The sequence below is a fragment of the Agromyces sp. MMS24-K17 genome (assembly GCF_043950245.1).
Taxonomy (GTDB): Bacteria; Actinomycetota; Actinomycetes; order Actinomycetales; family Microbacteriaceae; genus Agromyces.
In genome coordinates, this window is the sequence record NZ_CP171640.1 from 3,874,211 (window position 1) to 3,888,261 (window position 14,051).

Below are 14,051 nucleotides of genomic sequence, written 5' to 3' on the forward strand. Positions count from 1 at the left end.
CCATGTCATCCCCGACCGTCCGACGACGTGCGTTCGACGAACTGACCGCCGAGCGCGGCATCCTCTTCGGGGGCGACTACAACCCCGAGCAGTGGCCGCGCGAGACCTGGCGCGAGGACGTCGAGCTCATGCAGCGAGCCGGCGTCACCCTCGTCACGGTCGGCGTGTTCAGCTGGGCCATGATCGAGCCCCGACCGGGCGCACGCGAGTTCGGCTGGCTCGACGAGGTGCTCGACCTGCTGCACGGCGCCGGCATCGCCGTCGACCTCGCGACCCCCACCGCCTCGCCGCCGCCGTGGCTCGGCGTCCGGCACCCCGAGATCCTCCCCGTCGACGCCGACGGCGTCCGGCTCGTCGCCGGCTCGCGGAACCAGTTCTCGCCGTCCTCGACCGTGTACCGCGAGCACGCCCGCGCCATCACGCGCGATCTCGCCGCGCGCTACGCCGGGCACCCCGCGGTGCGCATGTGGCACGTCGGCAACGAATTCGGCCAGGTCGACTTCGGCGACGAGGCGGCCCGCGAGTTCCGCCGCTGGCTCGCCGAGCGGTACGGCACGATCGACGCGCTGAACGAGGCGTGGGCGACGACCTTCTGGTCGCAGCGGTACGACGGGTTCGACGAGATCCTGCCGCCCCGGCGCATGCCGTACGTCGTGAATCCGACGCAGTCCCTCGACTTCCGCCGGTTCAGCTCCGACCAGCTGCTCCGGTGCTACACCGAGCTCCGCGACGCGATCCGCGACGCCGGCGCCACCCAGCCGGTCACGACGAACCTCATGGGATTCTTCGCCCACGTCGACGCGCAGTCGTGGGCCGCCGAGCTCGACGTGATCGCCGACGACCAGTACCCCGACCCCGCCGACCCGCACTCCCCCGCCGACATCGCGCTCGTGCAGGACCTGATGCGCTCCCTCGGCGACGGCCGGCCGTGGCTGCTCATGGAGCAGGCGGTCAGCGCGACCTCCTGGCGCGCGCACAACCTGCCGAAGACCCCGGCGCGGGCGCGCCTCGACTCCCTGCAGGCGGTCGCCCGCGGCGCCGACGGCATCTGCTTCTTCCAGTGGCGGCAGTCCCGCGCCGGCGCCGAACGGTTCCACTCCGCGATGCTGCCGAACGCGGGCGCCGACACCGACGTCTTCGCGGGCGTGGTGCGCCAGGGCGCCGACCTGCGGGCGCTCCGCCCCGTAGTCGGCACGACCGTGCCCGCCGAAGTCGCCGTGCTGTTCGACTGGACGAGCTGGTGGGCGGGCGAGGACCCGACCGGCCCGACCGACCGACTGCGCACGCTCGAGCAGGTGCGCCGCTGGTACCGCGTGCTCTGGCGCCGCGGCGTCGCCGTCGACGTCGTCGCGCCCGGCGCCGACCTCTCGGCGTACCGCGTCGTGCTCGCGCCGCACAGCTACGTGATCGAACCGGATGCCGCGACCGGGCTCCGCACGGCCGTCGAAGCCGGCGCGCAGCTCGTGGTCGGGCCGTTCAGCGGCGTCGCCGACGCGAACGGCCACCTGCTCCAGGGCCGGTCCCCCGTGCTCCTGCGCGACCTCCTCGGCGTGAGCGGCGAGGAGTGGGGCGGGCTGCCCGACGAGCCGACGCCGCTGCGCGTCGAGGCGGGCGAGGGCGGGGCGGGCATCTCGGCCGCGACCGGCGAGGCCGGCGGCGGGGCATCCACCGTGCACGTCGCGACGATCCTCGCCGAACGCCTGCGCGCCGAGGGCGCCGAGGTGCGGGCGACCTTCGCGGCCGGCCCGCTCGAGGGCCGACCGGCCGTCACCCGCCACGCCGTCGGAACCGGCGCGGCCTGGTACCTGGGCACCGTCGTCGACGACGCGCTCCTGTCGGCGGTGCTCGGCGAGGCGCTCGACGACGGGGTCCGCGGCGCGCTCGGCACCGCCGACGCCCTGCCCGACGGCCTCGAGGCCGTGCGGCGCGGGCCGGCGCTGTTCCTCCTGAACCACGGCCACGCACCGGTCACGGTCACCGTGCCGGCCGGCGTGGTCGACCTGCTGACGAATGAGACGAGCGGGGGCTCGGTGACCGTGGCCCCCGGAGACGTGCACGTGCTGATGGAAAGGCGATCCGAGTGAAGTTCACCGATGGGTACTGGCTGACGCGGCCCGGTAGGAGCCCCCTGTTCGCGGTGGAGGTCGACGACATCCGCGTCGACCCCGCGGCCGGTACGATGACCGTCTCCGCACCGACGGCCGCGATCCGCCACCGCGGCGACACGCTGAACCGGCCGATGATCACCGTCACGTTCTCGTCGCCGGCGTCGGGCGTCGTGAAGGTGCGCGTGCAGCACCACGCGGGCCGGGTGCACCGCGGGCCAGACTTCGAGATCCGGCACGAGGAGGGCTTCCGCCCCCGCGTCACGGTCGACGAGCGCGAGGGCGTGCTCGAGACCGGCGACGTGCGCGTGCGCGTCACGCGCTCCGGCCCGTGGCTCGTCTCGTTCGAGCAGGGCGACCGGGTGCTCACCACGTCGCTGCCCAAGTCGATCGGGCACATCACCGCGACGGATGCCCCGGGCCGCGCACTCCCCGGCGTCGCCGGCACCGCCGACACGGGGGTCGGGGCGACCTGGATGCACCAGCAGCTCTCGATCGAGCCGGGCGAGCGGGTCTACGGGTTCGGCGAGCGGTTCGGCGCGTTCACGAAGAACGGCCAGGCCGTCGACATCTGGAACGCCGACGGCGGCACGTCGAGCGAGCAGGCCTACAAGTCGGTGCCGTTCTACGTCACCAACCGGGGCTACGGCGTCCTCGTCGACAGTCCCGACCACGTCTCGTTCGAGGTCGGCTCCGAGGTCAACTCGCGCGTGCAGTTCTCGGTTCCCGGCGAGACGCTCGACTACTACCTCATCGGCGGTCCCACGCCGAAGGACGTCCTGCGCCGCTACACCGCCCTCACCGGGCGGCCCGCGCGCGTGCCGGCCTGGTCGTTCGGGCTGTGGCTCACGACCTCGTTCACCGCGAGCTACGACGAGCGGACCGTGACCGAGTTCGTCGACGGCATGGCCGAACGCGACCTCCCGCTCAGCGTCTTCCACTTCGACTGCTTCTGGATGCGCGAGTACCAGTGGTCGGACTTCGAGTGGGACGAGCGCACCTTCCCCGACCCCGAGGGCCAGATCGCGCGCCTGCACGAGCGCGGCCTCAAGGTCTCGGCCTGGATCAACCCGTACATCGCCCAGCGTTCGAAGCTCTTCGACGAGGCATCCGCCCTCGGCTACCTGCTGAAGCGCAGCGACGGCGGCGTGTGGCAGTGGGACCTCTGGCAGGCGGGCATGGCGCTCGTCGACTTCACCAACCCGGCCGCGACCGACTGGTACGTCGCGCACCTCGAGCGCCTGATGGACCAGGGCGTCGACAGCTTCAAGACCGACTTCGGCGAGCGCATCCCCGGCGACGGCGTGGTGTGGCACGACGGCTCCGACCCGCAGCGCATGCACAACTACTACCCGCAGCTGTACAACGAGATCGTGTACCGGGCGATCGAGCGACGCCGCGGGATCGGCGAGGCCGTCGTGTTCGCCCGGTCGGCGACGGCCGGCGGGCAGCAGTTCCCGGTGCACTGGGGCGGCGACAACGACTCGACGTTCCTGTCGATGGCCGAGACGCTGCGCGGCGGGCTGTCGCTCGCGATGAGCGGCTTCGGCTACTGGAGCCACGACATCGGCGGCTTCGAGGGCACGCCCGACGCCGGGCTCTTCAAGCGCTGGCTCGCGTTCGGGCTCCTGTCGTCGCACTCGCGCCTGCACGGGTCGAACACGATCCGCGTGCCGTGGGCGTTCGACGAGGAGGCGGTCGACGTGACCCGCCGCTTCACGAAGCTGAAGCTCCGGCTCATGCCGTACCTCGCCCGGATCGCGGAGGAGGCGGCCTCGTCCGGCATCCCGATGATGCGGCCGATGGTGCTGGAGTTCCCCGACGACCGCGCCACCCATGACTGCGACACGCAGTACGCGCTCGGCGACTCGCTGGTCGTCGCGCCCGTGTTCACGGCCGACGGCAGCGTCGAGTACTACCTGCCGGAGGGCGAGTGGACCTCGCTCATCGACGGCTCGGCCGTCGAGGGCCGCCGCTGGATCGCGGAACGGCACGGGTACGACTCGGTGCCGCTGCAGGTGCGGCCCGGCACCGTGCTGCCGTGGGGCGCAGTCGACGACCGGCCCGACTACGAGTGGGCCGACGGGGTGACGCTCCGCTGCTTCGCGCTGCCCGACGGCTACGACCAGGTCACGACGGTGCCCGGGCTCGAGGGCCCCGCGACGACGTTCCGCGTCCGGCGCGACGGCGCACGGGTGGTCGCGTCGAGCGACGACGCGCGCGCCCCGTGGGCGCTGCGAGTCGGCGAGGAGGTCGTCACGGCGGACGGCCAGGGCGAGGTCGTCCTCGACCTCGGGTCGCTCGCCCTCGACGACGACCGCGACCGCGACCTCGTCGGGCAGGGGGCGTGATGGGCGAGACGATCGTCGAGACGGCCTCCAGCGGCTCGGCCGGGGCTTCGGCCGGGGCATCCGTGCCGCCGTTCCGCGACGTGACGCGCCCGCTCGAGGAGCGGGCGCGCGACCTGCTCGACCGCCTCACCCGCGACGAGCGGATCGCGATGCTGCACCAGGCGGCGCCCGCGATCGAGCGGCTCGGCATCGGCGAGTTCCGCACCGGCTGCGAGGTGCTGCACGGCGTCGCGTGGCTCGGCACGGCGACCGTGTTCCCGCAGCCGGTCGGGCTCGCGGCGACCTGGGACGCCGACCTGCTGCGCCGCGTCGCCGAGGTCGCGTCGACCGAGGTGCGCGCGAAGCGGGCGGCCGATCCGCTCGTCAGCCTGAACGCGTGGGCGCCGGTCGTGAACACGCTGCGGCACCCCGCGTGGGGGCGCAACGAGGAGGGCTACTCGGAGGACCCGCACCTCACCGCGCACCTCGCGACGGGGTACTGCCGGGGGCTCCGCGGCGACCACGAGCGCGTCTGGCGCACCGTGCCCGCGCTGAAGCACTTCCTCGGGTACGACAACGAGACCGATCGCTCGGCCACGTCGTCGGAGCTGTCGCTGCGCACCCTCCACGAGGAGGAGCTGCCCGCGTTCCGCGAGCCGCTCGAGGCGGGCGTCGCCGGCGGGCTCATGCTCGCCTACAACCGGGTGAACGGAGTGCCCGCGCACACGCAGCCCGAGCTCGTCGCCGAGGCGCGCAGTTGGGCCGACGGCTCGCTCGCGGTCGTGTCCGACGCCGGGGCGCCGACGTTCCTCGTCACGATCCAGCGGGCGCAGCCCGACCCCGTGCACGCCGCCGCCGCGCTGCTGCGGTCGGGCGTCGACTCGTTCACCGACGACGACGCGAACGCCGAGCCGACGATCCGGAACGTCCGCGGCGCGCTCGACGCCGGCCTCCTCATCGAGGCGGACGTCGACCGGGCCGTGCTGCGGCTGCTCGAGCTGCGGGTGCGCACCGGCGAGTTCGACGGCGACGCCGACCCGTACGCGACGATCACGGCCGACGCGATCGACGCCCCGGGCGCCCGCGAGCTCGCCCGGGAGGCCGTCGGCCGCTCGGTCGTGGTGCTCCGCAACGAGGCCGGCACCCTGCCGCTGCGCACGCCCGCGTCGATCGCGGTCGTCGGGCCGATGGCCGACGCGGTGCTCACCGACTGGTACTCGGGCACGCCGCCGTACGCCGTCGGCATCGCCGCCGCGCTGGCCGAGCGCTACCCCGACGCCCGCGTCGAGGTGGCCACCGGCGCGGACACCGTCGCGCTCCGCGCCGCGTCCAACGGCCGGTACGTCGTCTCGGATGCCTCGGGCGCCGTGGTCGAGGCATCCGGCGACGGCGAGGCATCCGACGCGCGATTCGACGTGACCGACTGGGGCGACGGCATCCTGACGCTCCGCTCGCACGCGAGCGGCCGGCTGCTCACCGGCGGCGCCTGGCCCATGCGGGCCGACGCGACGCGCGTCGGCGGCTGGGTCGTGCAGGAGAGCTTCCTGCGGCACGAGCACGCCGACGGCACGTGGTCGCTGCTGCACCGCGGCTCGGGCCGCTGGGTGCGGGTGGTGCGCGACGCGGGCCTGCTCGTCGCCGACGCGGTCACGGTCGCCGAGGCCGAGCGGTTCGAGGCGCGCATCGTGCGGCGGGGTCTCGCGGCCGTCGCCGACGCGGCCGCGGCCGCCGACGCGGTGATCGTCGCGGTCGGCAACGACCCGCACCTCGCGGGCCGTGAGACCGAGGACCGCCCGCACCTCATGCTGCCCGACGCCGCCGTCGACGTATGGCTGGCCGCGCGCGGCGCCTCCGAGCACGCCGTGCTCGCGATCGTGTCGAGCTACCCGTACGTGCTCGGCGACGCCGACGACGCCGCGACCGTCGTCTGGAGCAGCCACGGCGGCCAAGAGCTCGGGCACGGGCTCGTCGACGTGCTGTCGGGCGACCGCGAGCCCGAGGGCCGTCTCGCCCAGTCGTGGCCGGCCGACCCGGCGCAGCCTGGCGACCTGTTCGACTACGACACGCTGCGCCAGCAGGCGACCTACCGGCACCGGCCGGGCCGCGCCGCGTTCGCGTTCGGGCACGGGCTCACGTACTCGACCGTCGCATATGAGAACGTGGCGCTGGCGGATGCCTCAGTGCCGGCGCCCGCGCCCACGCACCGGCATGCGCCGCTCGAGGCGGGGGCGGATGCCGCGCCCGGCGGCGTGCGCGCCGTCGTGACCGTCCGCAACGCCGGCGACCGGGTCGCGGAGGAGCTCGTGCAGCTCTACGCGCTGCCCGACCCGGGGCTCGGGCTGCCGACGCCGCGCCGCCTGCTCGTCGCGTTCGCGCGCGTGCGCCTGGAACCGGGCGAGGTGCGCGAGGTCGCGCTGCGGTTCGACGTCGAGCGGCTCGCCGTGTGGGACGGCGACGTGCGCCTCGACGGCGCCACCGACGACTGGGTGCACGCGGGAGCACTGCGCGTGCAGCCGGGCGCCTACCGCATCGCCGCCGGGCCGTCGTCGGACGACCTGCCCGTGTCAGGCCTGCTGCGGGTGGAGTGAGCCGGCTCGGCTCGGCTCGTTCGCGCGGCTCGGCTCGCCCGCCCGGCTCGGCTCGGCCGCGCGGCTCGCCCCGCGGGACGAGCCGAGCCGCGACCGGGCGAGCCCGGTGGTGGTCGTCGGCGCGCCGCGGCCCCCACCGCGGCGCGCCGACCGGGCCCCGCCCACGACACCCGGTCGCGAACCCCTGTTCCCGCGGGGCACGTCGGGGACTCTACGCACCAATCGAAGCGCTTCGCAACGACTTTTGTCGTGCGATGAAACAAAACATCCTCCGCAGGTTGCGCGTGTCCCCGGCGGGGGTTATGTTGGACACGCCAACAAATCACCGATGACGCTGAAAGGCGGATCTCCCCATGGCCAGCGCGCCCACCCGCGAAGACAAGTTCTCCTTCGGCCTCTGGACCGTCGGCTACAACGGCACCGACCCGTTCGGCGGCCCGACCCGCCCCGCGCTCGACGTCGTGCACGCCGTCGAGAAGCTCGCCGAGCTCGGTGCCTACGGCCTCACGTTCCACGACGACGACCTGTTCGCCTTCGGCTCGACCGACGCCGAGCGCCAGACGCAGATCGACCGCCTCAAGGGCGCGCTCGCCGACACCGGCCTCATCATCCCGATGGTCACCACCAACCTCTTCTCGGCCCCCGTCTTCAAGGACGGCGGCTTCACGGCCAACGACCGCGACGTGCGCCGGTTCGCGCTCCGCAAGGTGTTCCGCCAGCTCGACCTCGGCGCCGAGCTCGGCGCGAAGACGTTCGTCATGTGGGGCGGCCGCGAGGGCGCCGAGTACGACTCGGCGAAGGACATCCGCGCCGCGCTCGAGCGCTACCGCGAGGCCGTCAACCTCCTCGGCGACTACGTCACCGACAAGGGCTACGACATCCGCTTCGCCATCGAGCCGAAGCCGAACGAGCCCCGCGGCGACATCCTGCTCCCGACCCTCGGCCACGCGATCGCGTTCATCGACTCGCTCGAGCGCCCCGAGCTCGTCGGCCTCAACCCCGAGGTCGGCCACGAGCAGATGGCGGGCCTCAACTTCGCCGCCGGCATCGCCCAGGCGCTGTACCACGGCAAGCTCTTCCACATCGACCTCAACGGCCAGCGCGGCATCAAGTACGACCAGGACCTCGTCTTCGGCCACGGCGACCTGCACAACGCGTTCGCGCTCGTCGACCTGCTCGAGAACGGCGGCCCCGGCGGCGTGCCGGCCTACGAGGGCCCGCGCCACTTCGACTACAAGCCGTCGCGCACCGAGGACGAGAAGGGCGTGTGGGAGTCGGCCGCCGCGAACATGCGCACCTACCTCCTCCTCAAGGAGCGCGCCGCGGCGTTCCGCGCCGACCCCGAGGTGCAGGAGGCGCTCGCCGCCGCCAAGGTGCCCGACCTGCAGACCCCGACGCTCAACCCGGGCGAGACCTACGCCGACTTCCTCGCCGACCGCTCGGCGTACGAGGACTTCGACGCCGACGCGTACCTGGGCGGCAAGGGCGGCGGCTTCGTGCGCCTGCAGCAGCTCGCGACCGAGCACCTGCTCGGCGCGCGGCGCTAGCCGCGCGAAAGGCGGTAGCCCCAGCGCGTGAGGCGCGCCAGCGCCGAGCCGCGTCCCCGGCAGCCCCGAGAACGCATCCCACACCACAACACTCACCCCGCCCCTGCGCCACTTCCGGTCCCCCCGCGCCACATCACGTGGCGCAACGGCCCGCGAAGTGGCGCAGCGGCGGGCCCGATCCGAAGGAACCCACTCGTGACCCTCGTCGCCGGCGTCGACTCGTCGACCCAGTCGTGCAAGGTCGTCGTCCGCGACGCGGACACCGGCGCGCTCGTCCGCTCCGGCCGCGCGTCGCACCCGGACGGCACCGAGGTCGACCCCCAGGCGTGGTGGACGGCGCTGACCGCGGCCATCGCCGACGCGGGCGGCCTCGACGACGTCGCCGCGGTCTCGATCGCGGGCCAGCAGCACGGCATGGTCGTGCTCGACGCCGAGGGCCGGGTCATCCGCCCCGCCCTGCTCTGGAACGACACCCGCTCGGCCGGTGCCGCGCGCGACCTGATCGACGAGGTCGGGGCCGACGCGTACGCGGCGCGCACCGGCGTCGTGCCGGTCGCGTCGTTCACGGCGACGAAGCTGCGCTGGTTGCGCGACGCCGAGCCCGAGGCCGCCGCGCGCGTCGCGGCCGTCGCGCTCCCGCACGACTGGCTGACCTGGCGGCTGCGCGGCTACGGTCCCGCCGGCGAGGCGGATGCCCCGCTCGGTCCGGTGCTCGACGAGCTCGTCAGCGACCGGTCGGATGCCTCGGGCACCGCGTACTGGGGGGCCGACGGCTACGACCGCGAGCTGCTGGAGCGCGCGCTCGGGCACGACGCGATCCTCCCCCGCGTGCTCGGCCCCGCCGAGTCCGCGGGCACCACCCCGGCCGGTGCCGTCGTCGGCCCGGGTGCGGGCGACAACGCGGGCGCCGCCCTCGGGCTCGACGCCCGGCCGGGCGACGTCGTCGTGTCGATCGGCACCAGCGGCACGGTGTTCGCGGTGACGGGGCATCCGGTCGCCGACGCCTCCGGCACGGTCGCCGGCTTCGCCGACGCGGGCGGCGACTGGCTGCCGCTCATCGCGACGCTGAACGCGGCCCGCGTACTCGACTCGACGGCCGGGCTGCTCGGCGTCGGCCACGAGGAGCTCGGGCGGCTCGCGCTCGAGGCGGAGCCCGGGGCATCCGGGCTCGTGCTCGTGCCGTACTTCGAGGGCGAGCGCACCCCGAACCTGCCCGACGCGACCGCGTCGCTGTCGGGCCTGACGATCGCGTCGACGACGCGGCCGAACCTCGCGCGCGCCGCCGTCGAGGGCCTGCTCTGCGGGCTCGCCGACGGGCTCGACGCCGTGCGCGGGCAGGGCGTCGAGGCGCGGCGGGTGCTGCTCATCGGCGGGGCCGCGCAGAACCCCGCCGTGCGGGCGATCGCCGCGCAGGTGTTCGACGTGCCGGTCGCGGTGCCCGCCCCCGGCGAGTACGTCGCCGACGGCGCCGCCCGGCAGGCCGCGTGGACGCTGACCGGGTCGCGGCCGGCCTGGGCGGTCGAGCTCGTCGCCGAGCTCGAGCCCGACACGCGGCCGGAGATCCGCGCGGCCTATGCGGTCGCGGCGACGCGGGCGGCGGGCGCCGGGAGCACCCCGGCGGCCTGACCGACCGCCCCCATGACCAGCGGGGCGGCGCCGGACGTGGAGCCCGGCGCCGCCCCGTTGTCCATGCCCGGCCCGTTGCCCATGCCCGGCGTGATCCCCGCCGTCCCCCGCGTCGTCCCCGGCGTCGTCCCGGCCCCCGATGTCGCCCACATGGCGCACATCGGCGTCCGCCGCCCGCCGTTCCCGCGACCTCACCACGCGAGGTCGCGCAAACGGTCGGAATCGGCCCGGCGAAGCGACCGTTTGCGCGACCTCGCGGGGCGTGGCGCCGGCCCGGGCCGGGCGGGCGGGCCGGGGCCGGGCCGGGGCCGGGTCAGCGCCCGGCGGCGGCCACCAGCGCGTTCAGGAGCGCCGCACCCGTCCGGGCGTCGGGCACGGTCACGACGAAGGGCGGGGCATCCCGCCGCTCGACCTCGATGGCGGAGCCCGCGCGCAGGATGATCCCGCGGCGGCCGAGCCCGTCGAACCGGAACCCCCATCCGCCGAACGCCGCCGGGTCGATCGTGACGTCGGCCGCGGCGACGGCCTGGTCGAGCCGAACCCGCCCGACCCGGATGCCGACCAGCGTGCGCACGACGAGCCCGTGCCGGTCGACGGTCACCCGCACCGACAACGTCGTGGCGGCGAAGCCGATCACGACGACGAGCAGCAGCGACAGCGGCCACCACGACGGGATCAGCACGACGGGCAGCAGGCAGAGGCCGAGCCCGACGAACACGAGCACGACGACGGGCCACGGCGCGTGCGCGGTCGCCGTCCACGCGGCCCGCTCCCCCGGCGCGAGCGCGAGGGCGGGCGTCGCGCGCACCGCGCCCGCACGCTCGGGGGCGGGCAGCGCGCGCCACGTCACGAGGGCGATGCCGCCGGCCACGACGACCGCGCCGACGATGATGCCGGCCACGGTCCAGCCCGAGGGCGACGTGGTCCCGTCGAGCTGCACGCCGGTGAGGCCGAGCATCACGATCGCGATCAGCGCGGTGGTCGCGGGCGCGAAGACGGCGATCGGACGGGCGAGCGCGAGGCGGCTCGGGGCGGATGCGAAGCCTGCGACCTCCCGCTCCTGCCGCGCGGCCGCGCGCGCCGCCGACCGGCCGCCGAGGAACGCGGCGAGCGCCAGGATGACGATGAGCAGCCCCGAGACGCCGAGGTACACGAACACGAGTCCGACCGGCGTGACGGTCTGCGTCGGCTGCCCGTCGACGCCCCACTTCGTGACGACCTCGGCCGGCAGGCGGGGCGCCCACGCGACGAGCACGGCGGTCGCCGCGAGCGTGATGGCGACCGGGATCCAGACGACCACCGTCCAGAGCGTGCGCCGGTCGTGCCGGTCGCGGGCGGCGAGGTCGGTCGCGGCGTCGGCGGATGCCTCGTGGCGGCGGTCGGTCATCGGGAGAGCTCCTCTCGGACGAGTGCGAGGACGGCGTCGGGGGTGATCCCCCGCTCGCGGGCGGCGACGACGAGGTCGACCGCGTGGCGGCGCAGCTCGGCGAGCTCGGTCGCCGCCGACGTGACGACGGCGCCGCGTCCGCGGCGGAGCTCGACGAGCCCCTCGTCGCGCAGGGTCTGGTAGGCGTGCAGTACGGTGTGGCCGTTCACCTCGAGCGAGTCGGCGAGCTCGCGCGCGGCGGGCAGGCGTTCGCCGGCGGCGAGCCGGCCGGCGAGGATCTCGCCGCGCACCGCGCGCACGAGCTGCTCGAAGATCGGCGTCGCCGATGCGGGGTCGATGCGGATGATCACGACATCCTCGTCACGATCCGCTCGCGGTCGAAGCCGCGGGCGACGAGCGGGAAGACGGCGAGGTCGACCACGAGGAGCCCGCCCGCCGCGGCGAGCGCGACGCCGGCGTCGAAGAGCATCACGCCGGTGGCCTGGCCGACGACGAGCGCCAGCACCGGCAGCACCACGAGCACGGCGACGCCCTGCGCGCCCTGCATCGTGGTGGAGCGGCCCGACACCGCGACGATGAGGCTCGTGGCGAGGAAGGCGACGAGCGGCACGAGCAGGCCGATGACGACGGCCCACGTCCACGTCGGGAAGAACACGCGACCGAAGCTCGGCCAGGCGAGCACGTTCACGAGCACGGCGTAGACGAGGAACGACGCCCACGCGATGCCGACCGAGAGCAGCATCGACGCGAGCACCTTGCCGAGCACGAGCTCGCGGTCGGACAGCGGCGTCGAGAGCAGGCCCTCGATCGTGCGCCGCTCCTTCTCGCCGACGAAGCTCGAGCTCGCGGTCACGCTCGCGACCATGACGGGGATCACGAGGAACAGGGGCGCGAGGAAGAACACGACGACCGCGTAGACCACGGCCTGCCCGTCGTCGAGCCCGGCGGGCATCGCCCCGGCGGGCACGTGGTCGAGGAACGACTGCAGGCCCGTGACGAGCGAGGTGATCGCCGGGTTCGCCCCGAGCAGGATCACCGCCGTCGGCAGCAGCACGACGAACACGAGCGGCACGGCGACGAGCGGCGCGAGGGCCTGGCGGTTGCGGGCGAGCTCGCGCCAGTCCTTCCGGACGAGCGCGAGGACGCGGCGGCGGGAGGCGGCGAAGCGGCGCGGGGCGGCGAGCGGCGGGGCGACGAGTTGCGGGGCGGATGGCTCGAGCGAGGTCATGCGGCGGCTCCTTCGGTGAGGCCGGGGCGACCGGGGCGATCGGCGTGGTCGGCGATGGTGGCGAAGTAGAGGTCCTCGACGGTGCGTGAGGCGGGCACGAGCGCGCGCACGGGCACCGCCGCGCCGACGAGTCGCTCGACCAGCGGGGCGACGTCGGCGTCGCCGGCGAGGTCGAAGCCGAGCCATCCGTCGCCCTCGACGTCGACGGCGCCCGACGCGGCCCGCTCGATGATGCCGCGTGCCGTGCTCGGGTCGCCGCCGACCTCGAGCCGGTAGCGACGGTTCGGCCAGCGCTCGCGGAGCAGGGAGGGCACGTCGCCGGACGCGACGAGGCGACCGCCGACGAGCACCCCGAGTTCGTCGCACAGGGTCTCGAGGCCGTGCAGCTGGTGGGTGCAGAGCACGAGCGTCGTGCGCTCGGTGCGGATGAGCTCGCGCAGGTACTCGATGAGGTCGGCCGCGGCCTCGGGGTCGAGGCCGGCCGTCGGCTCGTCGAGCACGAGCAGGTCGGGCTCGTGCAGCACCGCGCGGGCGAGCGCGACCTTCTGGCGCATGCCCTTGCTGAGCTCGCCGGCGAGCGAGTCGGCGCGGGCGTCGAGGCCGAGGAGGCCGAGCACCTCGTCGATGCGGGCGGGCAGGCGCCGGCGCGGCACGCCGAAGAGGTCGCCCCACACCTGGAGGTTCTCGCGCACGCTGAGCGACTCGTAGACGTTCGTGTCGGTCTGCACGCCGATGCGGGCACGGAGCCGGTCGATGTTCGCGCGGTCGGGCCGCTCGCCGAAGAGGCGGACGGCGCCCGAGGTGGGCTCGAGGAGGCCGGTGAGCATGCGGACCGTCGTCGTCTTGCCGGCGCCGTTCGGCCCGAGGAGCCCGAACGCGCGGCCGGGCGCGAGCGACAGGGAGACCTCGGAGACGACCTCGCGGTCGCCGAACCGCTTCGCGAGGTGGTCGGCGACGACGACCGGGGCGGCGCTCGCGCGATCGGCCGTCGGCGGCACAGCGGCGGGCGCTGGGAACGCGGGGAGCACTGGTTCGGTGCGGGTCGGCATGACTCGATTATTCTAGTTCCCGCTATAACAATGCAAATCTCCGGTCCAACTGGGTGGCCCGTCTCCCGCCTCCGCCTCCCGCCTCCCGCCTCCCGCCTCCCGCCTCCCGCCTCCCGCCTCCCGCCTCCCGCCTCCCGCCGATGAGGACGAATGCGGTCGCCTGCGGCGTGTCGGATGCCTCGACCCGGCGT

Annotated in this window: 9 protein-coding genes; 5 read left to right on the plus strand and 4 right to left on the minus strand. The window is 74.7% G+C overall.

Annotation, left to right across the window (positions count from 1 at the left end):
• The first annotated feature begins 2 nt into the window (after nucleotides 1-2).
• From ACGGZK_RS17725 to xylB, 5 genes are all read left to right on the plus strand, one after another.
• Nucleotides 3-2,084, plus strand: a complete 2,082-nt coding sequence (locus ACGGZK_RS17725; RefSeq protein WP_395243939.1) for a beta-galactosidase — start codon at nucleotides 3-5, stop codon at nucleotides 2,082-2,084.
• Nucleotides 2,081-4,456 (plus strand): alpha-xylosidase, encoded by a 2,376-nt coding sequence (gene yicI, locus ACGGZK_RS17730; protein WP_395243940.1) that lies wholly within the window; start codon nucleotides 2,081-2,083, stop codon nucleotides 4,454-4,456. Before ACGGZK_RS17725 ends, yicI begins: the two co-directional genes overlap by 4 nt.
• Nucleotides 4,456-7,023, plus strand: coding sequence for a glycoside hydrolase family 3 C-terminal domain-containing protein (locus ACGGZK_RS17735; RefSeq protein WP_395243941.1), 2,568 nt, complete (start codon nucleotides 4,456-4,458; stop codon nucleotides 7,021-7,023). The genes yicI and ACGGZK_RS17735 overlap by 1 nt, the downstream gene beginning before the upstream one ends.
• A 353-nt stretch (nucleotides 7,024-7,376) precedes the next feature.
• Nucleotides 7,377-8,570 (plus strand): xylose isomerase, encoded by a 1,194-nt coding sequence (xylA, locus tag ACGGZK_RS17740; RefSeq protein ID WP_395243942.1) that lies wholly within the window; start codon nucleotides 7,377-7,379, stop codon nucleotides 8,568-8,570.
• 195 nt (nucleotides 8,571-8,765) lie between these two features.
• Nucleotides 8,766-10,196: a xylulokinase gene (gene xylB, locus ACGGZK_RS17745; RefSeq protein ID WP_395243943.1), complete on the plus strand. Its 1,431-nt coding sequence runs from the start codon at nucleotides 8,766-8,768 to the stop codon at nucleotides 10,194-10,196.
• Between the two features lie 313 nt (nucleotides 10,197-10,509).
• Here xylB and ACGGZK_RS17750 read toward each other — a convergent pair whose 3' ends face one another.
• The 4 genes from ACGGZK_RS17750 to ACGGZK_RS17765 are packed head-to-tail and all read right to left on the minus strand — an operon-like array spanning nucleotide 10,510 to nucleotide 13,860.
• On the minus strand, nucleotides 10,510-11,583 hold the full coding sequence (locus tag ACGGZK_RS17750) for a DUF1648 domain-containing protein (RefSeq protein WP_395243944.1): 1,074 nt from the start codon (nucleotides 11,581-11,583) through the stop codon (nucleotides 10,510-10,512).
• The gene (locus ACGGZK_RS17755) at nucleotides 11,580-11,933 is read right to left on the minus strand and encodes a GntR family transcriptional regulator (RefSeq protein WP_395243945.1); all 354 of its coding nucleotides are present in this window, start codon (nucleotides 11,931-11,933) and stop codon (nucleotides 11,580-11,582) included. Before ACGGZK_RS17755 ends, ACGGZK_RS17750 begins: the two co-directional genes overlap by 4 nt.
• On the minus strand, nucleotides 11,930-12,811 hold the full coding sequence (locus ACGGZK_RS17760; protein ID WP_395243946.1) for an ABC transporter permease subunit: 882 nt from the start codon (nucleotides 12,809-12,811) through the stop codon (nucleotides 11,930-11,932). Before ACGGZK_RS17760 ends, ACGGZK_RS17755 begins: the two co-directional genes overlap by 4 nt.
• Complete coding sequence (locus tag ACGGZK_RS17765; RefSeq protein ID WP_395243947.1) at nucleotides 12,808-13,860, minus strand: ABC transporter ATP-binding protein; 1,053 nt, start codon at nucleotides 13,858-13,860, stop codon at nucleotides 12,808-12,810. The genes ACGGZK_RS17760 and ACGGZK_RS17765 overlap by 4 nt, the downstream gene beginning before the upstream one ends.
• Between the last annotated feature and the right edge of the window lie 191 nt (nucleotides 13,861-14,051).

Coding starts and splice junctions, on each gene's coding strand:
- ACGGZK_RS17760 (WP_395243946.1), bottom strand. CDS start 12,811: ATGACCTCGCTCGAGCCATCCGCCCCGCAACTCGTCGCCCCGCCGCTC.
- ACGGZK_RS17725 (WP_395243939.1), top strand. CDS start 3: ATGTCATCCCCGACCGTCCGACGACGTGCGTTCGACGAACTGACCGCC.
- ACGGZK_RS17765 (WP_395243947.1), bottom strand. CDS start 13,860: ATGCCGACCCGCACCGAACCAGTGCTCCCCGCGTTCCCAGCGCCCGCC.
- xylA (WP_395243942.1), top strand. CDS start 7,377: ATGGCCAGCGCGCCCACCCGCGAAGACAAGTTCTCCTTCGGCCTCTGG.
- ACGGZK_RS17750 (WP_395243944.1), bottom strand. CDS start 11,583: ATGACCGACCGCCGCCACGAGGCATCCGCCGACGCCGCGACCGACCTC.
- ACGGZK_RS17735 (WP_395243941.1), top strand. CDS start 4,456: ATGGGCGAGACGATCGTCGAGACGGCCTCCAGCGGCTCGGCCGGGGCT.